Origin of the sequence: Leifsonia sp. 563 (genome assembly GCF_040545055.1) — a bacterium.
GTDB lineage: Bacteria > Actinomycetota > Actinomycetes > Actinomycetales > Microbacteriaceae > Leifsonia.
The window spans coordinates 1-21,776 of sequence record NZ_JBEPLE010000002.1; the positions used below are offsets into that span (position 1 = coordinate 1).

Here is a 21,776-nt window from a genome sequence, read left to right on the forward strand (position 1 = left end):
GGGGCGCCCCCCCACCCCGTCCCCACCCCCCGCCCGTGGGGGGCCCGCGCCCTTTCCCCCCCGCCCCCTCTACGGTCCCGTCGGGGGGCTTGCCCCCCCCCAACCCCCACACCCCCCACGAATCTCGTGGGAGGTCAGGGCGCTGGGGCGAACCGCTCCACGCCTGCGACGCGGAGCAGGTCGAGCTTGGCCGCATCCTCGCTGCCCGGCACTGCGGTGTAGACGACGATGCGCAGGTCTCCGTCGGGCACGGTCAGCACGTCGCAGTCGACGGTGATCGGGCCGACGATCGTCTCGGTCATCGTCTTCCTGCTCGAACGGTGCGCGGCCACGCGGGCCGTGGCCCAGCGGCGCTCGAAGTCGGGCGAGGCGGCACGCAGCCGGCCGATCAGGCGGTCGAGGTCGCGGTCGGCGGGGTAGCGGCCGTGCGCCTGGCGGAGGTCGGCGACGAGGTCGGCCGAGAACTCCTCGGCGTGGATGTCGTCGAACTCGACCCCCGAGTGGCCGTGGGTGAAGTGCCGCCAGACCAGGTTGCGGTCCAGTCCCGTCATCTCCGACGGATCCTTCAGCAGTGCGGCCCACAACGGGTTCCAGACGAGGAAGTCCCACGACGCCGTGAACACCGCGAGCGGCACATCCCCGATCCGGTCGAGGATGCGCTGCACGCCCGGCGTGAGGTGCCTCGGGATGCTGCCCGCCGGCGACGACGCCGCACCGGCCACCCGGAACAGGTGGTCGCGTTCCTCGGCGGAGAGCCGCAGAGCGCGGGCGAGCGCGCCGAGCAGCTGGGGCGACGGGTTCGTCGCGCGACCCTGCTCCAGGCGCACGATGTAGTCGACGCTCACGCCGGCGAGGGCGGCGAGCTCTTCGCGGCGCAGGCCCGGCGTCCGTCGGCCCGGGCCGGCGGGGAGCCCCACCTCGACCGGGTCGACCCGGTCGCGCCACGACCGCAGCACCGCCGCGAACTCGCTCATGGCCTCATCGTACGTCCGGTCGCCCGCCCGACCGACCCTGGTACTGACGGTACCCCCGAAGGCCGGTGCCTGGGCATCCCCGCGGCGGGCGCGCAGGATCGAGGTCATGACGACGACACTGATCACAGGAGCCAACCGCAGCCTCGGCCTCGAGACCGCCCGCCGACTCACCGCAGCCGGGCACACGGTCTACGCCGGGATGCGCGATATCGCGGCAGGAGACGAGGCGCGAGCGCTGGGCGCCATCCCGCTGGCCCTCGATGTCACCGATCAGGGCAGCGTGGATGCGGCGGTCGCCTCCCTGCCGGAACTGGATGTGCTGGTCAACAACGCCGGCGTGCTCGGCGGCCGACGGCAGGGTGCCGACGACCTCGACATCGAGGCGATGCGGCAGACGCTCGACACGAACGTCGTCGGCGTCGCCCGGGTCACCCAGGCCTGCCTCCCCCTGTTGCGCCGCTCGGCGGCACCGGTCATCGTGAACGTCGCCTCGGGCGTGGGCTGGCCGCGCTGGCTGTCGACGCCCGGGCACGACGAGCATCCGGTGCTCGGCATCGCCTACGCGGCATCCAAGGCGGCGGTCATCGCCCTGACCGTGCAGTACGCCAAGGGACTGCCCGGCTTCCGCGTGAACGCGAGCGATCCGGGCTACACCGCGACGGAGTTCAACGGGTACAGCGGGCACCAGACCGTCCAGGAGGGGACGGACGCCACGGTCGCGCTGGCCACCCTCGGTGCCGATGGCCCGACCGGCGAGTTCCACAACCGCTTCGGGCGCATCGAGTACTGACCGGGCGGGGCCCTCGCGCGGTGTGGCTACACTTCATTCCATGAAACGCGCCACCATCTACGATGTGGCACGCCACGCGGGGGTCTCGCACCAGACGGTCACCCGGTTCCTCAACGGCTTCGAGGGGATCCGGCCCGCGACGCGGGAGAAAGTCCAAGCCGCGATCGACGAGTTGAACTACCGGCCGAACGGCGCCGCCCGCTGGCTGCGCTCGCGGCAGTCCAACCGGATCGGCATCCTCGCCCACCGGATGGAGCTCTCCGGCCCCGGGCGCATCATCGCTGGGGCGACGACAGCGGCGCGGAGCCGCGGCTACGTGCTCGACATCGCATCCATGGACGGGGAGGACGCCGACTCGGTCGATGCGGCACTGGATGTGGTGATGGAGCACCAGATCGCGGGTGTCTTCGCGACGGCCCAGACCGACGTGGTGCGCGAGGCCGTCGCCAATCGCGGACTCGACGTCCCGATCTCGATCGATTCGGGGGAGGGGCTCTCGTCCTCCGGCACCAACCCGCGAGCACATCCCGGCCGGCTCGCGGCGGCGCATCTCGCCGACCTCGGGCATCGCCGCGTCGCCTTCGTGAACGGGCCGGGTGTCTGGATCGCGGCGGGGGAGCGGCGCAGCGGCTTCTTCGCCGTGGCTGCGGAACGAGACCTCGATGTGGTGTGGGAGTACGAGGGCGACTGGTCGGCCGAGGCCGGCTACCGCGCCGCACAGCAGCTTCCGGACGACGTGACGGCGGTCGCGCTCGCCAACGACAGCATGGCGATCGGCCTGATCTTCGGCCTGGCGGAGCGCGGCCGCCGGGTGCCGGACGACATCAGTGTGATCGGGATGGACGACGCCCCCGAGTCGCGCTTCCACCTGCCGTCGCTGTCGACCATCCGCCTCGATTTCGAGGGCGAGGGCGCGTACCTGATGAACGTGCTGATCGCGAAGATCGAGGGCGCAGACACAGCCGACGTGCCGGGCTACCGCCTGCCGGAGCTGGTGCAGAGGGGCTCGACGGCCGAAGCTCGGGCAGCCGGAAAGTAACCATCCGGTCTCGGTGGTTGTGCGCCGAGCGCCGGTCTGTGTAGCATCGCGAGCAGGAAATGTTGTCGACAACATCGAGTGAACGCGCTGCAGGATGTTGTCGACAACACAGCAGGACGCAACGATGCGGAAGGTCGACGATGACGCAGAACCCCCCGTTCCCCGGTGTGCTCTTCGGAGCCGCCTACTACGCCGAGTACCAGCAGGAGGGGACGCTCGATCGGGACCTCGACCTCATGTCGGAGGCGGGGTTCACCGTCATCCGGGTCGGCGAGTCGGTGTGGTCCACCTGGGAGCCGCGGAACGGCGAATTCGACCTCGACTGGCTGCAGCCGGTGCTCGACGGAGCCCACGCCCGCGGCATCGCCGTCATCCTCGGGACGCCGACCTACGCCATCCCGCCGTGGCTGCAGACGCTCCACCCCGAGATCGCGGCGATCGACGGGCGCGGGCACGCCATCGGCTGGGGAGCCCGCCAGGAGATGGACCAGTCGTCGACCGTCTACCGCTGGTACGCAGAGCGCATCATCCGGAAGGTGGTCGCGCGCTATGCCGACCACCCGGCCGTGATCGGCTGGCAGGTCGACAATGAGCCGGGCAACAACCTCCCGCACAACGAGACGACCTTCCAGGCGTTCGTCTCCTGGCTCCGGAGGCGCTACGGCACGGTGGAGCGCCTCAATGACGAGTGGGGGCTCGTCTACTGGTCGCACCGCATCGCCGAATGGTCGGAGCTGTGGCGCCCGGGCGGCAACCTGATGCCGCAGTACCAGCTGGAGTGGCGCCGCTTCCAGGGCGAGCAGGCCACCGACCTCATCGCGTGGCAGGCCGAGATCGTGCGCGAGTACGCCAGGGACGACCAGTTCGTCACGACCTGCATCTCGTACTCCCGGCCGCAGATCTCCGACGACGAGCTCGTCTCCTCCCTCGACATCACCGCGGGCAACCCCTACTACCTGATGCAGGACGGCCTCTCGGCCGACGTCGACCTCCCGCGCCGCGCCCAGTGGTGGCACACCGGCCCGTGGGCGCTGTTCCAGTGGGGCGACCGCGCCTTCTCATCGGCGCAGGAGCGGTTCCTCGTCACCGAGACCAATGCCCAGTCGATCGGCGGACCGTGGCAGAACCAGCCGCCGTTCCCCGGCCAGATCAAGCAGGCAGCGTATGCGCTGATCAGCCGCGGCGCCCGGATGATCGAGTACTGGCACTGGCACACCCTCCACTTCGGGGTGGAGACGTACTGGGGCGGCGTCCTCCCGCACAGCCAGGTGCCCGGCCGCATCTACCGCGAGGTCGCCGAACTGGGCGCGAGCCTGGGGCGGCTGGGCGACGCGCTCGACGGGTTCGTGCCGGATGCGGACGTGCTCATGCTGCACTCCACCGACACCCTGTGGTCGTTCGAGACGTATCCGCCGCTCGCGACCGACGACGGAGGACCGGACGGCAGCTCCTACGCCCGCATCGCCGATGCGTTCTACCGCGGCTTCAGCGAGGTCGGCGCGCAGGTCAGGGTGCAGCACACCCGGCAGTTCGTACAGCGGTCCGCGGCCGACCTCGTCGCCGAGCACCCCATCCTCGTCGCGGCCGCCGAGTACGTCGCCGACGACGCGACCCTCGACGCGCTCCGCGCTTACGCCGAAGCGGGCGGACACCTCGTGCTGGGCATCCGGACCGGGTACGGCGATGAGCTCGCCCGTGCCCGCCGCGCCGTCGCCCCCGATCGGCTGCATGACGCCGCCGGCGTCTGGTACGACGAGTACAGCAACCTCGCCGAGCCGCTGGTGGTCACGGTCGCAGACGAAGGATTCGACCTCGAGCCGGGCGCGCAGGCGACGGCCTGGGTCGACGTGCTCAACGTCGAAGGGGCCACAACGCTCGTGTCGTACGAGCCCACCGAGCTCGGAGCCGACGCGGCCATCACGACCACGCCGTTCGGTGCGGGGCGCGTGACCTACGTCGGAACGGTCCCCAACCGGGAGCTCGCCCGCAGCCTCGCTCGCTGGCTGGTCCCCGAGACCGCCGCCGCGCGCTGGCAGACCGCGTCGCCCGTCACCGTCAGCACCGGGCGAACCGGCGGCCACGACGTCGCCTTCGTGCACAACTGGTCCGCGACCGAGCATGTGGTCACCGTGCCGGCGGACAGCATCCACCTGGACACCGGCGAGCGGTTCGCCGCCGGGTCCCGTTTCACCCTCGAACCGCGCGGCGTCGCCGTGTTCGAGGTCGCCGGTTCACAGGCGTGACCGGGAACACCAAGAGAAAGAGAACGCTCATGAGGAAGAAAGCACCGAGAACAGCAGTGGCGCTGGGCACCGGCCTCCTGGCCGTCGCCCTCGTGCTGACCGGCTGCACCGGCGGTGGAGGCGGAACCGCCGACAACACCAAGCCGGTCTCGCAGTCCGACATCGACAAGGCGATGAAGACGCCGACCACCCTCACCTTCTGGACGTGGGTGCCCGACATCAAGAACGAGGTCGCGCTCTTCGAGAAGAAGTACCCCGCGATCAAGGTCAAGGTCGAGAACGTCGGCCAGGGCGCTCCCCACTACCAGAAGCTGCGGACGGCACTGAAGGCGGGCAAGGGCGCCCCGGACGTCGCGCAGATCGAGTTCCAGTACATCTCGTCGTTCACCGTCACCGACAGCCTCCTGAACCTCACGCCGTACGGCGCGAACGACCTCGGCGACCAGTACGTGCCGTGGGTGTGGAACCAGGTGAAGCAGAACAACGGCGTCTACGCCGTGCCGCAGGACTCGGGCCCGATGGGCAACCTGTACCGCAAGGACATCCTCGACAAGGCCGGGGTCACCACGCCCCCGACCACGTGGGACCAGTACGCGACCGACGCCGCGACGGTGAAGGAGAAGACCGGCGTCTACATGTCGAACCTCGCCTCCAGCCAGGCGGGTCAGATGCTCGGCCTCCTCTGGCAGGCCGGCGTGAAGCCGTTCGGCTACGACGGCAAGAAGGGCGTCACGGTCGACGTCAACAGCGCAGAGGCCAAGAAGGTCGCGTCGTACTGGCAGGACCTCATCCAGAAGGGATACGTCTCCACCGACCCGGACTTCACCGACAGCTGGTACCAGGGTCTCGCCAACGGCAAGTACGCCGGCTGGCTGACCGCGGCGTGGGCTCCGGTGTTCCTCCAGGGCACCGCGGCCAAGACCTCCGGACTCTGGCGTGCGGCCGAGCTGCCGCAGACACCCGGAACGAAGCCGGCCTCGGGCAACTGGGGCGGGTCCTCCGACGCGGTCCTGAAGACCACGAAGAACCCGATCGCGGCCTACGAGCTGGCCAAGTTCATCAACAACGACCCGGAGTCGACGCTGATGTTCGCCAACAAGCAGTTCCTCTTCCCGACGCTGAACTCCACGCTGAAGGACCCGGCGTTCGTCGACCAGAAGGCCGAGTTCTACGGCGGCCAGGAGGTCAACAAGCTGTTCGCGAACATCTCCACCACCGTCGACACCAAGTTCGACTGGCTGCCCTACATGGACTACGCCTACTCGAGCTACACCGAGACGATGGGCAAGGCGCTCGCTGCGAAGGGCGATCTCTCCGCCGGGCTCGACGCCTGGCAGAAGGCGCTGGTCAGCTACGGGACCCAGCAGGGCTTCTCCGTCAACAAGTAGGGGTCGGGGCCGGCGGTGGATGCGCATCCGCCGCCGGCCCGCACCCTCGGCTCGAACAAGGGAGTTCACCATGACCCAGTCCGTCGCACCCGGGAGGGTGCGCACGCGCGAGCACACGGAGAAGCAGCGGCCTCGGCGGAACGCGAACCAGCGCCGGCTGAACATCGCCGCGTACCTGTTCGTGGCGCCCTTCATGATCGTCTTCATCGTCATGCTGCTGCTGCCGCTGTTCTACTCCGGCTACCTCAGCCTCTTCACGACGCAGCTGATCGGCGGCCAGACCTTCGCCGGCTTCGCCAACTACGTCCGCGCGTTCACCGACCCGGACTTCCTCGCGGGCGTCGGGCGCATGGCGCTCTTCCTCGTCATCCAGGTGCCGATCATGTTGGCGCTGTCGCTGTTCTTCGCGCTCGCGCTCGACAGCGGCCGCGTTCGCGGCTCTGTCGCCCTGCGGCTCCTGATCTTCCTGCCGTTCGCCGTGCCCGGCGTGGTCGCGACGCTGATGTGGGGCTACCTGTACGGCAACGACTTCGGCCCGATCGCCCAGTTGTTCCGTGCGGTCGGCCTCGGGGCTCCTGACCTGCTGAGCGACCAGAACATGCTCGGCTCGATGATGAACATCGTCACGTGGGCCTTCGTCGGCTACAACATGATCATCATGTACGCGGCGCTCCGCTCGATCCCGACGGAGCTGTTCGAGGCGGCCGAGATCGACGGCGCCAGCCAGTGGCGGGTGGCGTGGAGCATCAAGATCCCCGGCATCCGTCCCGCGATCATCCTGACGGTGATCTTCTCGATCATCGGCACGTTCCAGCTGTTCAACGAGCCGAGCCTGCTGCACGCGCTCGCGCCGAACGTGATCGACAACGGCTACACGCCCAACTACTACGCGTACAACCTGGCGTTCACGAACCAGGACGTCAACTACGCCGCCGCCATCGCCTTCCTGCTCGGCCTGGTGATCGCGGTCGTGTCGTACGTCGTCCAGCTCTCGACCCAGCGGAAGGAGGCCCGCAATGACTGAGACCGCCACCGGCAGCCCGCTGCCGACTGTCGACGACGCCTCGCCGCGCCGCCGGACCGGGCGCCGCGGCGCACGGGCCTACAACCGGGAGACGCAGCGCAGCACCCTGCTCACCGTGATGCTCTGGATCTGCGCGCTGTACTTCGTGCTCCCGATCGTCTGGTTGTTCATCGCATCCACGAAGAGCAACGCCGACCTGTTCACGACCTTCGGGTTCGCCTTCGGACGCACCTTCGACCTGTTCACGAACATCGGTGCGGTCTTCACAGCCCAGAACGGGATCTACCTGCACTGGGCCATCAACACGCTCGTCTACGCGCTGGTGAGCGCGATCGGTGCATCGCTGCTCGCGACCATGGCGGGATACGCGTTCGCCAAGTACCGCTTCCCGGGTTCCGTGCTGATGTTCAGCGTGGTGCTCGGCGCGATCATGATCCCGCTGACCGCGCTGGCCCTCCCGACCTACCTGATGTTCAGCCAGATCGGCATCACGAACACCCCGGCCGCGGTCATCGTGCCGTCGCTGGTCAGCCCGTTCGGCGTGTTCCTGATGCGGGTGTACGCGGCGGATGCCATCCCCGACTCGATGATCGAGGCCGGCCGAGTGGATGGCGCGGGCGAGTTCCGCATCTTCTGGCAGGTCGGTCTCCGCCTCCTCGGACCGGGAATCGTCACGGTGTTCCTGTTCGCGCTGGTCGGCACCTGGAACAACTACTTCCTGCCGCTGATCATGCTGAACAGCTCCGAGCTCTACCCGTTGACGGTGGGGCTCGCCCAACAGCAGGCGACGAGCGCGGCGGGCGGGGGATCGCAGGCGCTGTTCTCCGTCGTCATCACGGGTTCGCTCGTGTCGATCATCCCTCTGGTCATCGCGTTCCTGTTCTTGCAGCGATACTGGACGACCGGACTAGCGAGCGGGAGTGTCAAAGAGTGAGTGGATTCTGGTACGGCGGCGACTACAACCCCGAGCAGTGGCCGGAGGAGGTGTGGCGCGAGGACGTGCGCCTGATGAACCGGGCGGGCGTGAACATCGCGTCGGTCGGCATCTTCTCGTGGGCGCGCATCGAACCGAGGGACGGCGAGTTCGACTTCGCCTGGCTGGATGAGGTGCTCGACCTCCTTCACGCGGGCGGAGTGCGCGTCGACCTGGCCACGGCGACCGCTTCGCCGCCGCCGTGGCTGGCGCTGAAGCATCCCGAGATGCTGCCGGTGACGGTCGACGGCGTCACGCTCTCGTCGGGGAGCCGGCAGGCCTACTGCCCGAGCTCGCCGGTCTACCGGCGCTACGCCGCGCGGCTGGTCGAGCGGATCGTCGAACGCTACGCCGACCATCCCGCGCTCTCGCTCTGGCACGTCAACAACGAGTACGGCTGCCACGTCAGCCACTGCTACTGCGATGCGTCGGCGGCGGCGTTCCGGGTCTGGCTGGAGAAGAAGTACGGCACCATCGAGGCGCTCAACGGCGCGTGGGGCACGGCCTTCTGGTCGCAGCACTACGCCGGCTTCGACGAGATCCTCCCGCCGCGTGCCGCCCCGACCTTCAAGAACCCGACCCAGGTACTGGACTTCGACCGTTTCAGCTCGGACGAGCTGCTGGACTGCTTCCGCGCAGAGGCGGCGATCATCCGCTCGCACTCGGACGTTCCGATCACGACCAACTTCATGGGCTTCTTCAAGCCAGTCGACTACTGGACGTGGGCGCAGGAGGTCGACATCGTCTCCGACGACTCGTACCCCGACCCCGCCGATCCGCTCGCCCCGGCCTACGGCGCGATGCAGCGCGACCTGATGCGCTCGCTCGGCGGCGGCGCGCCCTGGCTGCTGATGGAGCAGTCACCCGGCGCTGTGAACTGGCGCGAGCGGAACGCCGCGAAGCTCCCGGGGCAGATGCGGGCGTGGTCGTACCAGAGCATCGCGCGCGGGGCCGACGGCATCCTCTTCTTCCAGTGGCGGCAGGCGGTCGCGGGCGCGGAGAAGTTCCACGCCGGGATGCTGCCCCACGGTGGCACGGACACGCGCATCTTCCGCGAGGTCGAGCAGCTCGGCTCCGAACTGGCGACGCTGTCGTCGGTCGATGGCCTGCTCGGGCGACCCGTTCCCGCTCAGGTCGCCATCGTCTTCGACTGGGACTCCTGGTGGGCAATCGAGCAGAAGGCGTCGCCGACCACGATCTCGTACCTCGCCGACGTCCTGGGCTGGCACATCGCGCTGACCGCGGCGGGCGTGACGGTGGACTTCGTCCAGGCGACGGGCGATCTTTCCGGCTATCGGGCCGTCGTCGTCCCGTCGCTGTTCGTCGCGAGCGACGCCCAGCTGGAGGCGCTCGACGCGTACGCGGCGGGAGGGGGATCGCTGGTCGTCGGCTATCTCACCGGCATCCTCGACCCCGACCTCCACGTGCGCACCGGCGGATACCTCGGAGCGCTGCGCGAGACGCTCGGGCTCTGGGTGGAGGAGTTCGCCCCGCCTGCCGCGCCGGATCTCGCCGCGCTCGGCGGCGGCGAGCCGCCCGCCGTCGGTGTCCGCGGCGACCGCATCGGCGGCCGGGCCTCCGCGTCGCTCTGGTCGGAGTACGTGCGCGTCGAATCGGCCGACGTGGAGGCGGTCTTCGAGGGAGGAGCCCTGGACGGGCATCCGGCCGTGACCCACAACGCCCGTGGTTCCGGGCAGGCCTGGTACGTCGCGACCCGGCTCGATGCTGAACCGCTCGGACTGCTGCTGGAGTCGATCCTGACCGAGGCCGCGGTGGAGCGGCTGCCGCGCATCCCGGGCGTGGAGTTCGTCCGCCGCGGCGCGTTCCTCGCCGCCATCAACCACGGTCAGGAGGCGGTGACGCTCGACCTGTCCGGCACGGAGATCCTCACGGGAGGGTCGGCGGCCGGTCTTCGACTGGAGCCGCAGGGGGTGGCGCTCGTCCGAGAGGAGTGAGTCAGCTCTTCGCGACGGCGCCGAGCGTTCCCGGAGCGAGGCCGAGCGTCCACTCGGTGACGTCGGCGACGAAGTGCACGTGCGCCGGGTGGCTGAGGTCGTCGGTGCTGTTCACGTACGAGCCGCCGCCGTCGACCGCGATGAGGATGCGGATGCTGGCCGCCTCCGGGTCGACGGCGGCGAAGTCGCCGGACGCGACGCCGTCCTCGATGATCGCGCGCAGGCGGGCGCGGTCGAGCGCATCCTGCTCTTGCAGTGTGGTCTCGAGGCTCGGGATGAAGCGCGACAGGTGCCGGGCGTTGAGCCACAGCCGGGCGAGCGGGAGCGAGGCGCCCGTCTCGATGTGGTGGACGAAGTGCGCGAGTCGCTCCAGAGGTGAGCCGTCGGCGGGGAAGAACCGCTCGCGTTCGATCGTCGCCGCCCGCACGAAGGCCTCCTCGACGAGGTCCTCCGCCGCCGGGAAGTAGTGGGAGATGAGGCCGGGGCGGACGCCGAGGCGGGTGGCGACGGCGCGCAGGGTGATGCGTTCCAGCCCCTCGTCGAGGGCGATGGATGCGGCCTCGGACAGGATCTCCTCCCGTCGCTCCTCCGGTGCTTTCCGGGAGCGGGGAGGGGATGCGCTTGACTCCATGGGTCCCATGCTATTGAATGACTGACCAACAGCTTATTGGGCACATGACCAACAGCAACGGTGCTCGGTCAGGAAAGAGGCATCATGTCCGGAACGCAAGCCCGCGAGGAGCAGTTCGTCGACGCCTCCACGCAGCCGGAGACGCGTGGCATCGAGGTCATCGGCGATGCCGAGCGGCACGGGCGCGCCCGGGACCTCTTCTTCGTCTGGGCCGCCCCGGGTGTGAGCATCCTGAACTTCACCATCGGCGCGACCCTCATCCTGCTCGGGCTCGAGATCTGGCAGGCGATCGCGGTCATCGTCGCCGCCTCCCTGCTGTGGGTCTTCCCCGGGGTCATCGCGGCGAGCGGGCCCGCCGCCGGAACCTCCGGTTCGGTCGTGACGCGCGCGATGTACGGCATCCTCGGCAACAAGCTCTTCGTCGCCTTCGTCGGCTGGTTCATCGGCGCGGTCTTCCTGTCGCTGACCTGGCTCGCGTCCTCCTTCATGGGCGCCGACCTGCTGCGCCGCGTCGGCCTGGACGACCCGGTATGGGTGCCGATCGGCGTCACGATCGTGGTGTCGGCGGTGACCATCCTGGTGGCGATCTTCGGTCACGGGCTGATCCTCCGGATCTATCCGATCCTCGCGATCGTGCTGTTCGTCATCTTCATCGTGGTGTCGGGCTTCATCCTCCCGACCGTGGACTGGCAGTACACCGCGCCCGAGCCGCTCGGGGGAGTGGAGCTGTGGTCGGCCGTCTCGATCGGCTTCACGATCCTCGCGTCCACACCGCTGTCGTTCATCAACAGCCCCGACATCGCGCGCTACCTGCCGCGCACGACCCGGCCCGCGGACATCGCCGCCGCGACCGCGCTGGGCGGCGCGCTCCCGTTCATCGTGTTCACCAGTGTCGGAGTGCTGCTGGCCACCGGGTTGAAGGCGAGCGCGTTCGACGCCGGCATCGACGTCGCGCTCTTCGACCTGCTGCCGGAGTGGCTCGGGCCGGTGCTCGTCATCGGAGTCGTCCTCAACACGATCGCGCTGAACGCCATGACCACCTACACCTCGAGCATGGCGCTGCAGGCGATCGGATTCCGGCTCAAGCGCATCCCGGCCGCCATCATCGTGGGCGTGGTCGGGACGGCGCTCACCATCTACCTGGTGCTCTCGTCGAGCCTGCTCCAGGCCGCCAACCTCATGCTGCAGTTCCTCGTCATCGTCTCCGGCCCCGCCATGGCGATCTTCGTGGTCGACGTGCTTCGACGCCGCTACGTGTACGACAGCGTCGATCTGTTCGACACCCGGCGCGGCGCGGCGTTCTGGTTCACGGGCGGGTGGAGCATCCCGGGTGTGGCGGCGCTCGTCCTGGGCGGCTTCGTCACGGCCGTCTGCCTGTCGACCGACGTGTGGAGCGGTCCGATCGCCGCGTCGATCGGCCACATCGACCTCTCGGTGCCGCTCGGGATGATCGTCGCCGCCACCGTGTACGCCCTCTTGAGCCGCACCCGGCTCGGGAAGGAGGAACGGCCGTGACCGACCCCGCCGAGACCACCCTGTACCGCGACGCCCGCGTCTTCACCGCGGACGCGGACCCGCGCGCCGCCTGGGCGGACGCCTTCGCCGTCGCCGGCGACCGGATCGTCTGGGTCGGGCGCGATGGCGACGCCACGCCGGCGGCCGACCGTGTCGTCGACCTCGGCGGCCGCGTCGTCCTGCCGGGGTTCACGGATGCGCACACGCACCTGCTGATGATGGGCGCCGCCCTCGGCCAGGTGTACCTGACCGGTGCCCGCGACCTCGACGGCATCCAGTCGCTGCTGCGCGAAGCGCGGGAGGCGGACCCCGGCGCGACGGTGCTGCGCGGGCGCGGCTGGCTGTTCGACGCGGTGCCCGGGGGAGCGCCCACCGCCGGCATGATCGACGCGGCGGTGCGCGATATCCCGGTCTACCTGGATGCGAACGACTACCACTCCTGCTGGCTCAACACGGCGGCGCTGGCCGAGCTCGGCATCACCCGCGAGACGCCCGATCCGATCGGCGGCGAGATCGTGCGCGACGCCGACGGAGAGCCGACGGGTCTGCTCCTCGAGACGGCAGCGACCCAGTACGCCTGGGCGCAGCGGGACGCCGCGACCACGGACGCCGACCGGGACGCCCAGGTGGAGCGGACTCTCGCCGCCTACGCCGCTGCCGGAGTGACGGGCGCCGTCGACATGGCGATGGACGCCTACGGGCTCGAGGCCCTCCGCCGTGCACAGGACCGCCGCGGAGGAGAGCTGCCGATCCGCATCGCCGCGCACTGGCTCGTCACCAACACGGGCGATGACGAGCAGAACCTGGCGCAGGTCGCGGAGGCCGCGCGCGTGGCGGCCGAACCAGCCACTCCCTGGCTCCGTCTGATCGGGATCAAGCTCATCCTGGACGGCGTGATCGATGCCTGCACGGCCGCGATGCGCCAGCCGTACGCGAACGGCTCGAACGCCGATCCGATCTGGCCGCTGGAGCGCCTGACGCCGGTCGTGGTCGCGGCCGACGCCGCCGGACTGCAGATCGCGCAGCACGCCATCGGCGACTACGCGAGCCAGATTGCCCTCGACGCGCTGGAGCGCGCGGTAGCCGAGAACGGCCAACTCCCGAGGCGTCACCGCATCGAGCACCTGGAGTACGCCGCACCCGGGACGGCCGAGCGGATGGCGCGCCTCGGTGTGACGGCGTCGATGCAGCCCGTCCACGCCGATCCGGCGATCTTCGACAACTGGATGCAGATGCTCGGCGACGACCGGGTCGAACGCGCCTTCCCGTGGCCGGAGTACGAGGATGCTGGAGCGCTTCTCGCGTTCTCGACGGACTCGCCGACGGCGCCGCACGACGCGCTGGCCAACATGTACGTCGCCGCCACGCGCGCGTCTGCCCTGGTGCCTTCGGTCGGCGCGGTGCAGCCGCAGTACGCGCTGCCTCTCGAGCGCGCCGTCGCCCACGCCACGAGGGATGCCGCCGCCTCCATCGGAGACGGCTCCTGGCGCGGGCGGATCGCGCCGGGCCACGCGGCGGACGTCGTGGTGCTCGACGCGGACGTCTTCGCGGAGGAGCCCGCGTCGCTGCTGAGTGCCCGGGTCGTTCAGACCATCGTCGCCGGGCGCACGGTGTACTCCGCGTAGCCCGTCGAACCGAGGCCTCCGCGGCCATCGCCCTCCGGATATCCAACGTTGTACAGTGGGACGACAGCCCACCAGGAGGACGAATGGCAGCGACGCTGCACGACGTGAGCCGGCTTGCCGGGGTGTCGATCAAGACGGTCTCGAACGTCATCAACGACTACCCGTACGTTCGGGACAGCACACGTCAGCGCGTCCTCGCGGCCATCGCAGAGCTGGACTACACGCCCAACCTGTCGGCGCGCAGCCTGCGGTCCGGGCGGACCAACGTGATCAGCCTCCTCATTCCGGAGCTGCGGAACGCGTACTTCGCTGAGCTCGCGGACTCGGTGATGCGGGCTGCGCGCGAGCGGGGGCTGTCGGTGCTGATCGAGCAGTTCGGAAACGACCGCGCCAGCGAGCTGTCCGTGCTGCGCAACCGGAGCGGTCGCATGGTCGACGGCATCCTGTACAGCGTGCTCGGCCTGGACGAGTCGGACCGTGACGCCATCGCCGAGGTGAACACGCCGATGGTGCTGCTCGGCGAGCGGATCTTCAACGGTCCGAAGGACCACGTGACCATGCAGAACGTCGAGGGCTCCCGTGCCGCCACCGAGCTGGTGCTGGCCGGCGGCCGCCGTCGGGTGCTCGCGATCGGCGCGCACCCCGGCGAGGTGATCGGCTCGGCCGGACTGCGGCTCGCGGGGTACCGCGAGGCGCTGGAGACTGCGGGCGTCGCCTACGACGAGCGCTTCGTCGTCCCCGCCGGCACCTGGCACCGTGCCGACGGCGCCCGTGCCATGCGTGCGTTCCTGGAGACGGGCCTCGAGTTCGACGCGGTCGTCGCCTTCAACGACACCCTCGCGCTGGGCGCGCTCCGCGTGCTTCAGGAGGCGGGTCTCCGCGTCCCCGACGACGTCGCCCTCATCGGCTTCGACGACATCGACGAGACGCACTACTCGATGCCGACCCTCTCGACCATCGACCCCGGACGCGACGAGATCGCCCGCCGGGCCGTCGAACTGCTGGTGCGGCGGATCGAGGAAGACGCGGACACCCTCGAGCCGGAGGAGATCGCGGTGCCGTTCCGCGTCATCCAGCGAGAGTCGACGCCGCCGGCACTGGTCGCCGCGGACGCTGCCGACGACGAGGAGCCGGTCGCCGCCGAGGCGTGAGTACAACGTCGCGCCAGAGGAGCGCCCTGAGAGTGCGTTTACCGGGCCTCGTCCCGCTGCTGATCTGCTTCGAGTTCGTCGCGGTCGCCGCGGCCTGCGTGACGGCTGCCGTCGGGCTGGGCGGGTATCTCCGGTTTTCGTGCTCTTCGACGTTCTTCTCGTTGCTCCCGCGTGTGCCCTGGTCTGCAGTGCCGTTGCTTACGGTGTCGACGGGGTATGGGGGCAACGAGCGCCGCTGGCGTCACGGATCGGGTCCGCGATCGTCGGTGCGGCGCTCGCCGGGGTCGTCTGGGCGGCACGAGTGAGAGCTTTTCGTGCCGACTACACCGCAGCGTTCGTCGTCATCGTCGTGACGGCCGTGCTGCTCACCGCCGTCAGCCTGCTGGCTTTCCCTCTGAGAGTGCAGCGCGCGCGGGAGACGAACCGGCGATAGCAGGCGCGCCGTAGGTCAGAATGGTGATGCAGGGGGACTGATCCGATGGAACATGAAGTGCTTCGCGGCCGGCGGCTGCTCGAGGAGCTGGAGCATCTGTCCGGATCTGCGCGTCAGCAGCGCCGTCGGCTCAAACAACTCGGCGACGTCTCGGTCGACGAGCTCGCCCTGGACTTCGATGCAGCCTTTGCTCCAGCCACGATGGACTTCCCCCTCTATCCGAATGCTCTGGCGGCTCAGTTGCACGAGATAGACGATCTGTTGAACCGGATGAGTTCGCCAGGCAAGCGAGGGTTCTGGACCGTGTATTCACTCGTCACAGCGCCGGAATGGCGCCACGTGAGGAGGGCTGCCTCCCGCGCGGCCGACAGCCTTCGCTTGCTCCTCGAATCGTGGCAGCCGGGCAAAGAGGAGTGGCCGCGTGGGGTCATCGCATAGGTTTCGGAAGGTGTTTGTCCATCGCAAGGCCGGAAACCGCGTGCCGATCGAATGGGATTTGCCATGAACAACGAACCGTACAGCAGGCTTCCTGGACTGGAGGCGATCTATCTCGAAGACAGCTGGGTGCTTTCCATCGAAGTCGTGCCAGGACGGATTGAGTTCGAGCTGGAGGCAGTTCTCATGCGGCACCACCCCGAATACCGCCCACCGACGCCGGGGCAGGCACACTGCTATCGACCAGCCACCCTCACCTTCGGGGATGTCAGCGGCGTCGAATGGAGTGCGATGAGACCTCCAACCGTGGATGCATCGGGTGAAATCGACTACGGCAATATCGATTCCCTGACACGCTCGGGTGAGCACTATGACCTCGAGGGCGACTGGGGCGAGATGCGCGTTCAGGCCCGCACGTTCGGCTTCGCTCTTCGCCCACTCCTCGAATCGTGGCAGCCGGGCAAAGAGGGCGAGAATGCATACTGTCGAGTCTGTGGATACGAATCCCCAGAACCTCCCTGGGGCAACAGCGGCGTGGATCCATCGTGGGAATCCTGCCCGTGCTGTGGCGTGGAGTATGGCTACCAAGACGCGACGGCGGAGGGTGTGACTCGCTTTCGGGCGCGGTGGTTGAACGCGGGCGCCCAGTGGGTTGATCCCTCCATCCCCGAAGACGGGCTCACGACCGAAACGCGGCTACGACGGGTGCCGAATCCGCTTGAGTAGGACAGTGGGCGAAGTGAAACCCGAGGACTTGGTCGCGGAAGCACACACCCTTGCGTCACGACACCATTCGTCGCTGTGGATCGGGTTGATGCGGGTGCTCACTGCTCGACTCGAACAGTTTCCGGTACCCGCAGAAGTCGTCCCTGTCCGGGAGGTGGCCCACCGGTACTGGTATGGGGCAGGTGGCGACCCCGCTCAGCTGATGGCGGCCAAGGAGCTCGCCTGGTCGTTTCTCAAGAAGTATCCTCCCGGCCAGGATGTATCAAGCCGCGAGGGTCGACTCGTGAGGGTCTGGCTCTGCGTACTTGAGCCGAACGGCGATGATGAAGAAATTTCGATGACAACCGAGTGGTTTTCTGCCATGCTCTCGGATCTCCCAGCCGAGTAGTCTGTTGCGCTCGGCGCCATCTCGCTCAGGTCAGACCGGCTTCTGGGCGCCCGCCTCGTCAGCCCAGCGCCGCGTCGATCGCGACGAGCACGTCGTCCGTCAGCTCCGGGCCGTCGAGCGCGCCGAGGTTCTGCTCCAGCTGCTGCACGCTGCTCGCACCGATGATCGCCGAGACGACGACCGGGTTGCGGAGCACCCACTGCAGGGCGAGCTGGGCGAGCGTCTGGCCACGCCCGGCGGCGATGTCGTTGAGGGCACGCACCCGGGCGAGGACGTCCTCGGTGAGGTCGGACTCGTGGAGGAAGGCGCTGGTGACCGCGCGCGATCCCTCCGGCACCCCGCCGAGGTAGCGGTCGGTCAGGAGGCCCTGGGCGAGCGGCGAGAACACGATGGCCGCGGCGGCCGCCTGCTCGACCGCATCCAGCACGTCGTTTTCGGGCGAGCGGTCGAAGAGGGAGTAGCGCGGCTGGTGCAGCAGCAACGGCGTGCCGGAACCGGACAGCAGGGCGGCTGCCGCGGTGGTGCGTTCTGCGCCGTAGTTCGAGATCGCGGGGTAGAGCGCTTTGCCTCGCTCGACGGCGGTGGTGAGGGCACCCATCGACTCCTCGAGCGGTGTCTCGAGGTCGGGCCGGTGGTGGTAGAAGACGTCGACGTAGTCGAGTCCGAGGCGCGTGAGGCTCTGGTCGAGCGACGACAGGAGGTACTTGCGCGATCCGTGGTCGCCGTACGGGCCGGGCCACATCAGGTAACCGGCTTTGGTGGAGACGACGATCTCGTCCCGGTGCGCCTTCAGATCGGTGGCGAGGATGCGGCCGAACACCTCCTCGGCGGCGCCAGGGGGAGGCCCGTAGTTGTTCGCCAGGTCGAAGTGCGTGATCCCCGCGTCGAACGCCCGGAGCACGATCGCGCGCTGCGTCTCGAAGGAGCGGGTGCTCCCGAAGTTCTGCCAGAGCCCGAGCGACAGCGGGGGCAGCAGCAGTCCGCTGCGGCCGGCGCGCCGGTAGGGCATGGAGTCGTAGCGGGCGGGATCGGCGACGAAGGTCATGCGGCAGGCTCCTGATCGGCGGGGGTGCGGAGCAACGGTACCGCGGATGCGATGCACCCGCGGTACCGCGCCGTCACGATGCGCGTGTCAGCATGCGCGTGTCAGGAGGCGAGCGCCTCCACCAGCGCCTTCGCGACCGCCTCGCTCGACTGCGGGTTCTGGCCGCTGATCAGATTGCCGTCCCGAACGACGTGCGAGGTCCACGCGTCGCCGTCCTCGACGAGCGCACCGCGCTCGCGCAGGGTCGAGGCGACGAGCCACGGGGTGTTCTCGCCCAGACCGCCCGTGCGCTCCTCCTCGTCCGTGAAGACCGTCAGGCGCCGGCCGGCGAAGGCGAACGCGCCGGACGCGTCGACGGCGCTGAGCAGGCCGGCGGGGCCGTGGCAGAAGGGCGCGATCAGCGTCCCGCGCGCATCCGCCTCGGTCAGGAGGGAGCCGAGTGCGGCATCGAACGCCAGGTCGGCCATCGGGCCGTGGCCGCCCGGCAGCACGACCGCGTCGTAGTCGGCGGCGACCGCCGAGTCGAGCGCGAGAGGATGCGCCAGGTCGTCCGCGATCTGGGCGAGGTAGGCGCGGAAGTCGTCGACCTTCGCCTGGTCGCCGACGATCTCGACCGTGAGCGATCCGGGGTCGACGGTCGGGATGCGGCCGCCGGGCGTCGCGATGGTGATCGTGTGCCCCGCAGCCGTCAGGTCGCGGTGCGCGACGACCAGCTCTTCGGCCCAGAAGCCGGTGGGATGCGCGGAGCCGTCCGCGAGGGTCAAGGAGTCGGCCGCGGTCACGACCATCAGGATGTTCGACATGGGGGTCCTTTCGACTCCCCGATTGTCGCGGCCCGCCGCGGTCGCTCCCGATCGGTGCGACCGCACCCGGGCATCGGAAATCTTGGGATGGTCACCGCAGGCAGCGCCGGAGGAACTCCGCCGCGGCGCCGAGTTGCGCATCCCTCTCCCACTCCCGACCGCGCGTCGCCAGGTACAGCGTGTTGAGCGGCGGCACCTCGGGGGAGTGGAGGGCGACCAGCGATCCCTCCGCCAGGTCGCCCTCCACGAGGTAGCGGGGGAGGACGGAGAGGCCGGCGCCGGCGAGCACGGCCGAGCGGATGCCGCGGAGATCCGGGATGATCGCCGCGATCGTCGCGGGTTCCGGCCGCTTCCCGAACTCGCTGCGCCAGTAGCGCCGGATGATCGGCAGGTTCTCGGCGTACGCGACCACGGGCACCTCGTCGAATGTCGTGCCCGTCCACCGCGGCGCTGCCACCAGCACGAACTCCTCGTCGTACACGGGAACGCTGGTGATGCCGCGGCGGCGCGGGGGCACCGCGCTCACGACGATGTCGAGGGATCGAGCGGCCAGCTGGTCGAGCAGGTCGTCGGCGAGGCCGAACACGAACCGCAGGGTCGCATCCACCTCGTCCCGCGCCTCGGCGATGCGCGGCAGGACCAGCAGGGAGAGGATGTCGGCAGCGCCGCCGATGTGCACCGATCGACGCGGCGGGCCGGGCGCGCCGGCCCCGGCGGTGGCATCCTCGATCGCGTCGAGGTGCGCGGCCACCTCGCGGGCCAGCTCGGTGCCTTTGGGTGTGGCCGAGACGCCGGCCGGCCCCCGGGTGAAGACGGCGTATCCGAGCGACCGCTCCAGCGCATGGATGTGCGCGGAGACGGTCGGCTGCGAAATGCCCAGCAGGTCGGCGGCGCGGGTCAGCGAGCCGGTCCGCCACACCGTCACGAACGTGCGCAGGTGGTCGAGGCTCTGGCTGGTCACGGGGTCACCCTATGCGACGGCGGGTGTCATCCGATGCCGAACAGGGCTCTCGCGTTGCCGGATGCGAACGCGTCCCGAGCGGTCTCGTCGGGCAACGCATCGAGGAAGACCTCGATCTCGTCGGAGGTCGGAAGCTGGAACGGGTAGTCGGTGGAGAACAGAATGCGGTCCGGCGTCGTCACCGCGAGCGCATGGTGGAGCATGGCCGGGTCCAGCATCCCGGATGCCGTGATCCAGACGTTCTGCTGCAGGTATTCGGTGATCGACCGCTCGAGCCCGGCGGCGCGCGCGAGTCCGTCCGCCCGCTGGTGCCAGAACAGGAGCAGTTCGCCCCAGTGGCCGAGAACGAGCTGCAGGTCGGGGTGCCGATCGAGCACGCCGCGTGTCATCAGCCGGAGGGCCGCCGTGCCCGCTTCGAGGTGCCAGCCCCACCCGAAGGTGGCGAGGGCGAGGTCGGCGATGTCGCCGAAACCGCTGTAGCTGGCGGCGCGAACGGAGGCCGGCGGGATCTGCGGGTGGATGAAGATCGGCTGCCGTAGCCGGGCGGCGACCGCCCAGAGGTCGTCGAAGCGGGGGTCGTCGAGCAGGATATCGCCGGTGCGGCCGTAGACCATTGCGCCGGTGAGGCCGCGGGTGGATGCCCGTTCGAGCTCCCCGGCCGCGCTCGCGGGGTCGGCCAGCGGCAGGGTCGCCATCGCCCGGAACCGGTCGGGATGCGCGCTCACGATCGAGGCCGCAGCGTCGTTGGCCTCGCGGCTGAGCACCGCGGCATCCGCCCTCGAGAGGCCCTGTGCTCCGGGCGGCGCCAGCGACAGCACCTGCAGCGCGACGCCCTGCGCATCCATCGTCGCCATCCTGTCGGCGTCCACGTCGGCGAGCCGGCCTCGCGCACCGCCGTGGTCGTTGAGTGCGAGGCTCTCGTCGCGGAGTCCGAGCGGCTGCGCGCGGAGTGCTGCATCGATCCCGTCGAAGGTCCAGTGCTCCTCGATGCCGACCAGACCTGGGGTCGTGGCCTGCGTGGTCCCGCTCATGGCATCTCCTGTCTGTGTTCTCGAAGTCCGGGCGCTCAGAGCGATTCGCTCATCGCCTGTTGAGTGACGGTAGCACATTCGCTCACCGCCTGTAGAGTGAACGCATGGACGCCTCCCCCTCGCGCGCCGAACGCCGCGCCGCGACCGCCGCCCGGATCCTCGAGGCCGCCCAGGCCGAGTTCGGTGCGCATGGCGCAGAAGGAGCGACCATCCGGGGCATCGCGCGACGCGCCGGCGTGGATCCGTCCCTGGTGCTGCAGCACTACGGCTCCAAGCAGGGGCTGTTCGCGCTCGCCGTCCGCCCGGCCGCCGATCTCACGGCCGAAGGGGTGCCGGCCCACCTGGCGGAGGTGCTCGAGGCCCGGTTGACGGACCTGTCGCCTGCGACCAAAGCGCTCATGCGGTCGATGCTCACCTCCGCCGAGGCGGCTGCGGTGATGCGCGAGTATCTCCAGGAGCGCACCGAGAACCTGGCCCGCACGTTCTCGGGTGACGACGCCGAGCTGCGCGCGGCGGCGATCGTCTCGAGCATCCTCGGCGTCACCATCGCCCGGCACTTCCTCGACCTCGCGCCGCTGAAGGACGCCGATGAGGCTCGGATCGCGGACCTGACGGCCACCTGGCTTGCACCGCTCACCTGACGGCG

General features: G+C 69.5%; 21 protein-coding genes. 15 read left to right on the forward strand and 6 right to left on the reverse strand.

Annotation, left to right across the window (positions count from 1 at the left end; translation table 11 throughout):
• Window positions 1-134 precede the first annotated feature (134 nt).
• Window positions 135-974 carry a helix-turn-helix domain-containing protein gene (locus tag ABIC47_RS07075; RefSeq protein ID WP_354478743.1) on the reverse strand — a complete coding sequence of 280 codons (840 nt, stop codon included), beginning with the start codon at window positions 972-974 and terminating at the stop codon, window positions 135-137.
• Between the two features lie 106 nt (window positions 975-1,080).
• Between ABIC47_RS07075 and ABIC47_RS07080 the strand changes: the two genes are divergently transcribed.
• The 7 genes from ABIC47_RS07080 to ABIC47_RS07110 all read left to right on the forward strand — a co-directional run bounded on the left by ABIC47_RS07080 (window position 1,081) and on the right by ABIC47_RS07110 (window position 10,386).
• The gene (locus ABIC47_RS07080) at window positions 1,081-1,764 is read left to right on the forward strand and encodes an SDR family NAD(P)-dependent oxidoreductase (protein ID WP_354478746.1); all 684 of its coding nucleotides are present in this window, start codon (window positions 1,081-1,083) and stop codon (window positions 1,762-1,764) included.
• Between the two features lie 40 nt (window positions 1,765-1,804).
• The gene (locus ABIC47_RS07085) at window positions 1,805-2,803 is read left to right on the forward strand and encodes a LacI family DNA-binding transcriptional regulator (protein ID WP_354478749.1); all 999 of its coding nucleotides are present in this window, start codon (window positions 1,805-1,807) and stop codon (window positions 2,801-2,803) included.
• Window positions 2,804-2,943: 140 nt separating this feature from the next.
• Window positions 2,944-5,046 carry a beta-galactosidase gene (locus tag ABIC47_RS07090; protein WP_354478752.1) on the forward strand — a complete coding sequence of 701 codons (2,103 nt, stop codon included), beginning with the start codon at window positions 2,944-2,946 and terminating at the stop codon, window positions 5,044-5,046.
• A gap of 29 nt (window positions 5,047-5,075) precedes the next feature.
• Complete coding sequence (locus ABIC47_RS07095) at window positions 5,076-6,434, forward strand: ABC transporter substrate-binding protein (RefSeq protein WP_231371112.1); 1,359 nt, start codon at window positions 5,076-5,078, stop codon at window positions 6,432-6,434.
• A gap of 70 nt (window positions 6,435-6,504) precedes the next feature.
• On the forward strand, window positions 6,505-7,458 hold the full coding sequence (locus tag ABIC47_RS07100; RefSeq protein ID WP_354478756.1) for a carbohydrate ABC transporter permease: 954 nt from the start codon (window positions 6,505-6,507) through the stop codon (window positions 7,456-7,458).
• Window positions 7,451-8,392, forward strand: coding sequence for a carbohydrate ABC transporter permease (locus ABIC47_RS07105; protein ID WP_018189632.1), 942 nt, complete (start codon window positions 7,451-7,453; stop codon window positions 8,390-8,392). The genes ABIC47_RS07100 and ABIC47_RS07105 overlap by 8 nt, the downstream gene beginning before the upstream one ends.
• On the forward strand, window positions 8,389-10,386 hold the full coding sequence (locus tag ABIC47_RS07110; RefSeq protein ID WP_354478760.1) for a beta-galactosidase: 1,998 nt from the start codon (window positions 8,389-8,391) through the stop codon (window positions 10,384-10,386). The genes ABIC47_RS07105 and ABIC47_RS07110 overlap by 4 nt, the downstream gene beginning before the upstream one ends.
• Before the next feature lies 1 nt (window position 10,387).
• On the opposite strand, the gene ABIC47_RS07115 is transcribed toward ABIC47_RS07110, so the two are convergent.
• On the reverse strand, window positions 10,388-11,017 hold the full coding sequence (locus tag ABIC47_RS07115; protein WP_354478763.1) for a TetR/AcrR family transcriptional regulator: 630 nt from the start codon (window positions 11,015-11,017) through the stop codon (window positions 10,388-10,390).
• A gap of 84 nt (window positions 11,018-11,101) precedes the next feature.
• Between ABIC47_RS07115 and ABIC47_RS07120 the strand changes: the two genes are divergently transcribed.
• From ABIC47_RS07120 to ABIC47_RS07150, 7 genes are all read left to right on the forward strand, one after another.
• The gene (locus tag ABIC47_RS07120; RefSeq protein ID WP_354478766.1) at window positions 11,102-12,532 is read left to right on the forward strand and encodes a purine-cytosine permease family protein; all 1,431 of its coding nucleotides are present in this window, start codon (window positions 11,102-11,104) and stop codon (window positions 12,530-12,532) included.
• A complete protein-coding gene (locus tag ABIC47_RS07125; protein WP_354478769.1) occupies window positions 12,529-14,157 on the forward strand; it encodes an amidohydrolase in 1,629 nt (542 codons plus the stop codon). The genes ABIC47_RS07120 and ABIC47_RS07125 overlap by 4 nt, the downstream gene beginning before the upstream one ends.
• Window positions 14,158-14,240: 83 nt before the next feature.
• The gene (locus tag ABIC47_RS07130; RefSeq protein ID WP_354478772.1) at window positions 14,241-15,308 is read left to right on the forward strand and encodes a LacI family DNA-binding transcriptional regulator; all 1,068 of its coding nucleotides are present in this window, start codon (window positions 14,241-14,243) and stop codon (window positions 15,306-15,308) included.
• A gap of 301 nt (window positions 15,309-15,609) precedes the next feature.
• Complete coding sequence (locus ABIC47_RS07135; RefSeq protein ID WP_354478775.1) at window positions 15,610-15,741, forward strand: hypothetical protein; 132 nt, start codon at window positions 15,610-15,612, stop codon at window positions 15,739-15,741.
• 45 nt (window positions 15,742-15,786) lie between these two features.
• Window positions 15,787-16,179, forward strand: a complete 393-nt coding sequence (locus ABIC47_RS07140; RefSeq protein ID WP_354478778.1) for a hypothetical protein — start codon at window positions 15,787-15,789, stop codon at window positions 16,177-16,179.
• A 63-nt stretch (window positions 16,180-16,242) separates the two neighbouring features.
• On the forward strand, window positions 16,243-16,902 hold the full coding sequence (locus ABIC47_RS07145) for a hypothetical protein (protein WP_354478780.1): 660 nt from the start codon (window positions 16,243-16,245) through the stop codon (window positions 16,900-16,902).
• A gap of 4 nt (window positions 16,903-16,906) precedes the next feature.
• The gene (locus ABIC47_RS07150) at window positions 16,907-17,290 is read left to right on the forward strand and encodes a hypothetical protein (protein ID WP_354478783.1); all 384 of its coding nucleotides are present in this window, start codon (window positions 16,907-16,909) and stop codon (window positions 17,288-17,290) included.
• Window positions 17,291-17,348: 58 nt separating this feature from the next.
• On the opposite strand, the gene ABIC47_RS07155 is transcribed toward ABIC47_RS07150, so the two are convergent.
• The 4 genes from ABIC47_RS07155 to ABIC47_RS07170 form a co-directional block, all read right to left on the reverse strand.
• A complete protein-coding gene (locus tag ABIC47_RS07155) occupies window positions 17,349-18,335 on the reverse strand; it encodes an aldo/keto reductase (protein ID WP_354478786.1) in 987 nt (328 codons plus the stop codon).
• 101 nt (window positions 18,336-18,436) lie between these two features.
• On the reverse strand, window positions 18,437-19,138 hold the full coding sequence (locus ABIC47_RS07160; RefSeq protein WP_354478789.1) for a type 1 glutamine amidotransferase domain-containing protein: 702 nt from the start codon (window positions 19,136-19,138) through the stop codon (window positions 18,437-18,439).
• Window positions 19,139-19,229: 91 nt separating this feature from the next.
• Window positions 19,230-20,099, reverse strand: a complete 870-nt coding sequence (locus ABIC47_RS07165; RefSeq protein WP_354478792.1) for a LysR family transcriptional regulator — start codon at window positions 20,097-20,099, stop codon at window positions 19,230-19,232.
• 26 nt (window positions 20,100-20,125) lie between these two features.
• Window positions 20,126-21,130 (reverse strand): amidohydrolase family protein, encoded by a 1,005-nt coding sequence (locus ABIC47_RS07170; RefSeq protein ID WP_354478795.1) that lies wholly within the window; start codon window positions 21,128-21,130, stop codon window positions 20,126-20,128.
• Between the two features lie 104 nt (window positions 21,131-21,234).
• Here ABIC47_RS07170 and ABIC47_RS07175 point away from each other — a divergent pair, with 104 nt between their 5' ends.
• A complete protein-coding gene (locus tag ABIC47_RS07175) occupies window positions 21,235-21,771 on the forward strand; it encodes a TetR/AcrR family transcriptional regulator (protein ID WP_354478798.1) in 537 nt (178 codons plus the stop codon).
• The last annotated feature ends 5 nt before the right edge of the window (window positions 21,772-21,776 follow it).

Bases quoted from the DNA above. Each gene is read 5' to 3' on its own strand.
- ABIC47_RS07160 (WP_354478789.1), bottom strand. From the start codon at position 19,138: ATGTCGAACATCCTGATGGTCGTGACCGCGGCCGACTCCTTGACCCTC.
- ABIC47_RS07085 (WP_354478749.1), top strand. From the start codon at position 1,805: ATGAAACGCGCCACCATCTACGATGTGGCACGCCACGCGGGGGTCTCG.
- ABIC47_RS07105 (WP_018189632.1), top strand. From the start codon at position 7,451: ATGACTGAGACCGCCACCGGCAGCCCGCTGCCGACTGTCGACGACGCC.
- ABIC47_RS07075 (WP_354478743.1), bottom strand. From the start codon at position 974: ATGAGCGAGTTCGCGGCGGTGCTGCGGTCGTGGCGCGACCGGGTCGAC.
- ABIC47_RS07175 (WP_354478798.1), top strand. From the start codon at position 21,235: ATGGACGCCTCCCCCTCGCGCGCCGAACGCCGCGCCGCGACCGCCGCC.
- ABIC47_RS07100 (WP_354478756.1), top strand. From the start codon at position 6,505: ATGACCCAGTCCGTCGCACCCGGGAGGGTGCGCACGCGCGAGCACACG.
- ABIC47_RS07145 (WP_354478780.1), top strand. From the start codon at position 16,243: ATGAACAACGAACCGTACAGCAGGCTTCCTGGACTGGAGGCGATCTAT.
- ABIC47_RS07090 (WP_354478752.1), top strand. From the start codon at position 2,944: ATGACGCAGAACCCCCCGTTCCCCGGTGTGCTCTTCGGAGCCGCCTAC.
- ABIC47_RS07115 (WP_354478763.1), bottom strand. From the start codon at position 11,017: ATGGAGTCAAGCGCATCCCCTCCCCGCTCCCGGAAAGCACCGGAGGAG.
- ABIC47_RS07170 (WP_354478795.1), bottom strand. From the start codon at position 21,130: ATGAGCGGGACCACGCAGGCCACGACCCCAGGTCTGGTCGGCATCGAG.
- ABIC47_RS07095 (WP_231371112.1), top strand. From the start codon at position 5,076: ATGAGGAAGAAAGCACCGAGAACAGCAGTGGCGCTGGGCACCGGCCTC.
- ABIC47_RS07080 (WP_354478746.1), top strand. From the start codon at position 1,081: ATGACGACGACACTGATCACAGGAGCCAACCGCAGCCTCGGCCTCGAG.
- ABIC47_RS07130 (WP_354478772.1), top strand. From the start codon at position 14,241: ATGGCAGCGACGCTGCACGACGTGAGCCGGCTTGCCGGGGTGTCGATC.
- ABIC47_RS07140 (WP_354478778.1), top strand. From the start codon at position 15,787: ATGGAACATGAAGTGCTTCGCGGCCGGCGGCTGCTCGAGGAGCTGGAG.
- ABIC47_RS07155 (WP_354478786.1), bottom strand. From the start codon at position 18,335: ATGACCTTCGTCGCCGATCCCGCCCGCTACGACTCCATGCCCTACCGG.
- ABIC47_RS07120 (WP_354478766.1), top strand. From the start codon at position 11,102: ATGTCCGGAACGCAAGCCCGCGAGGAGCAGTTCGTCGACGCCTCCACG.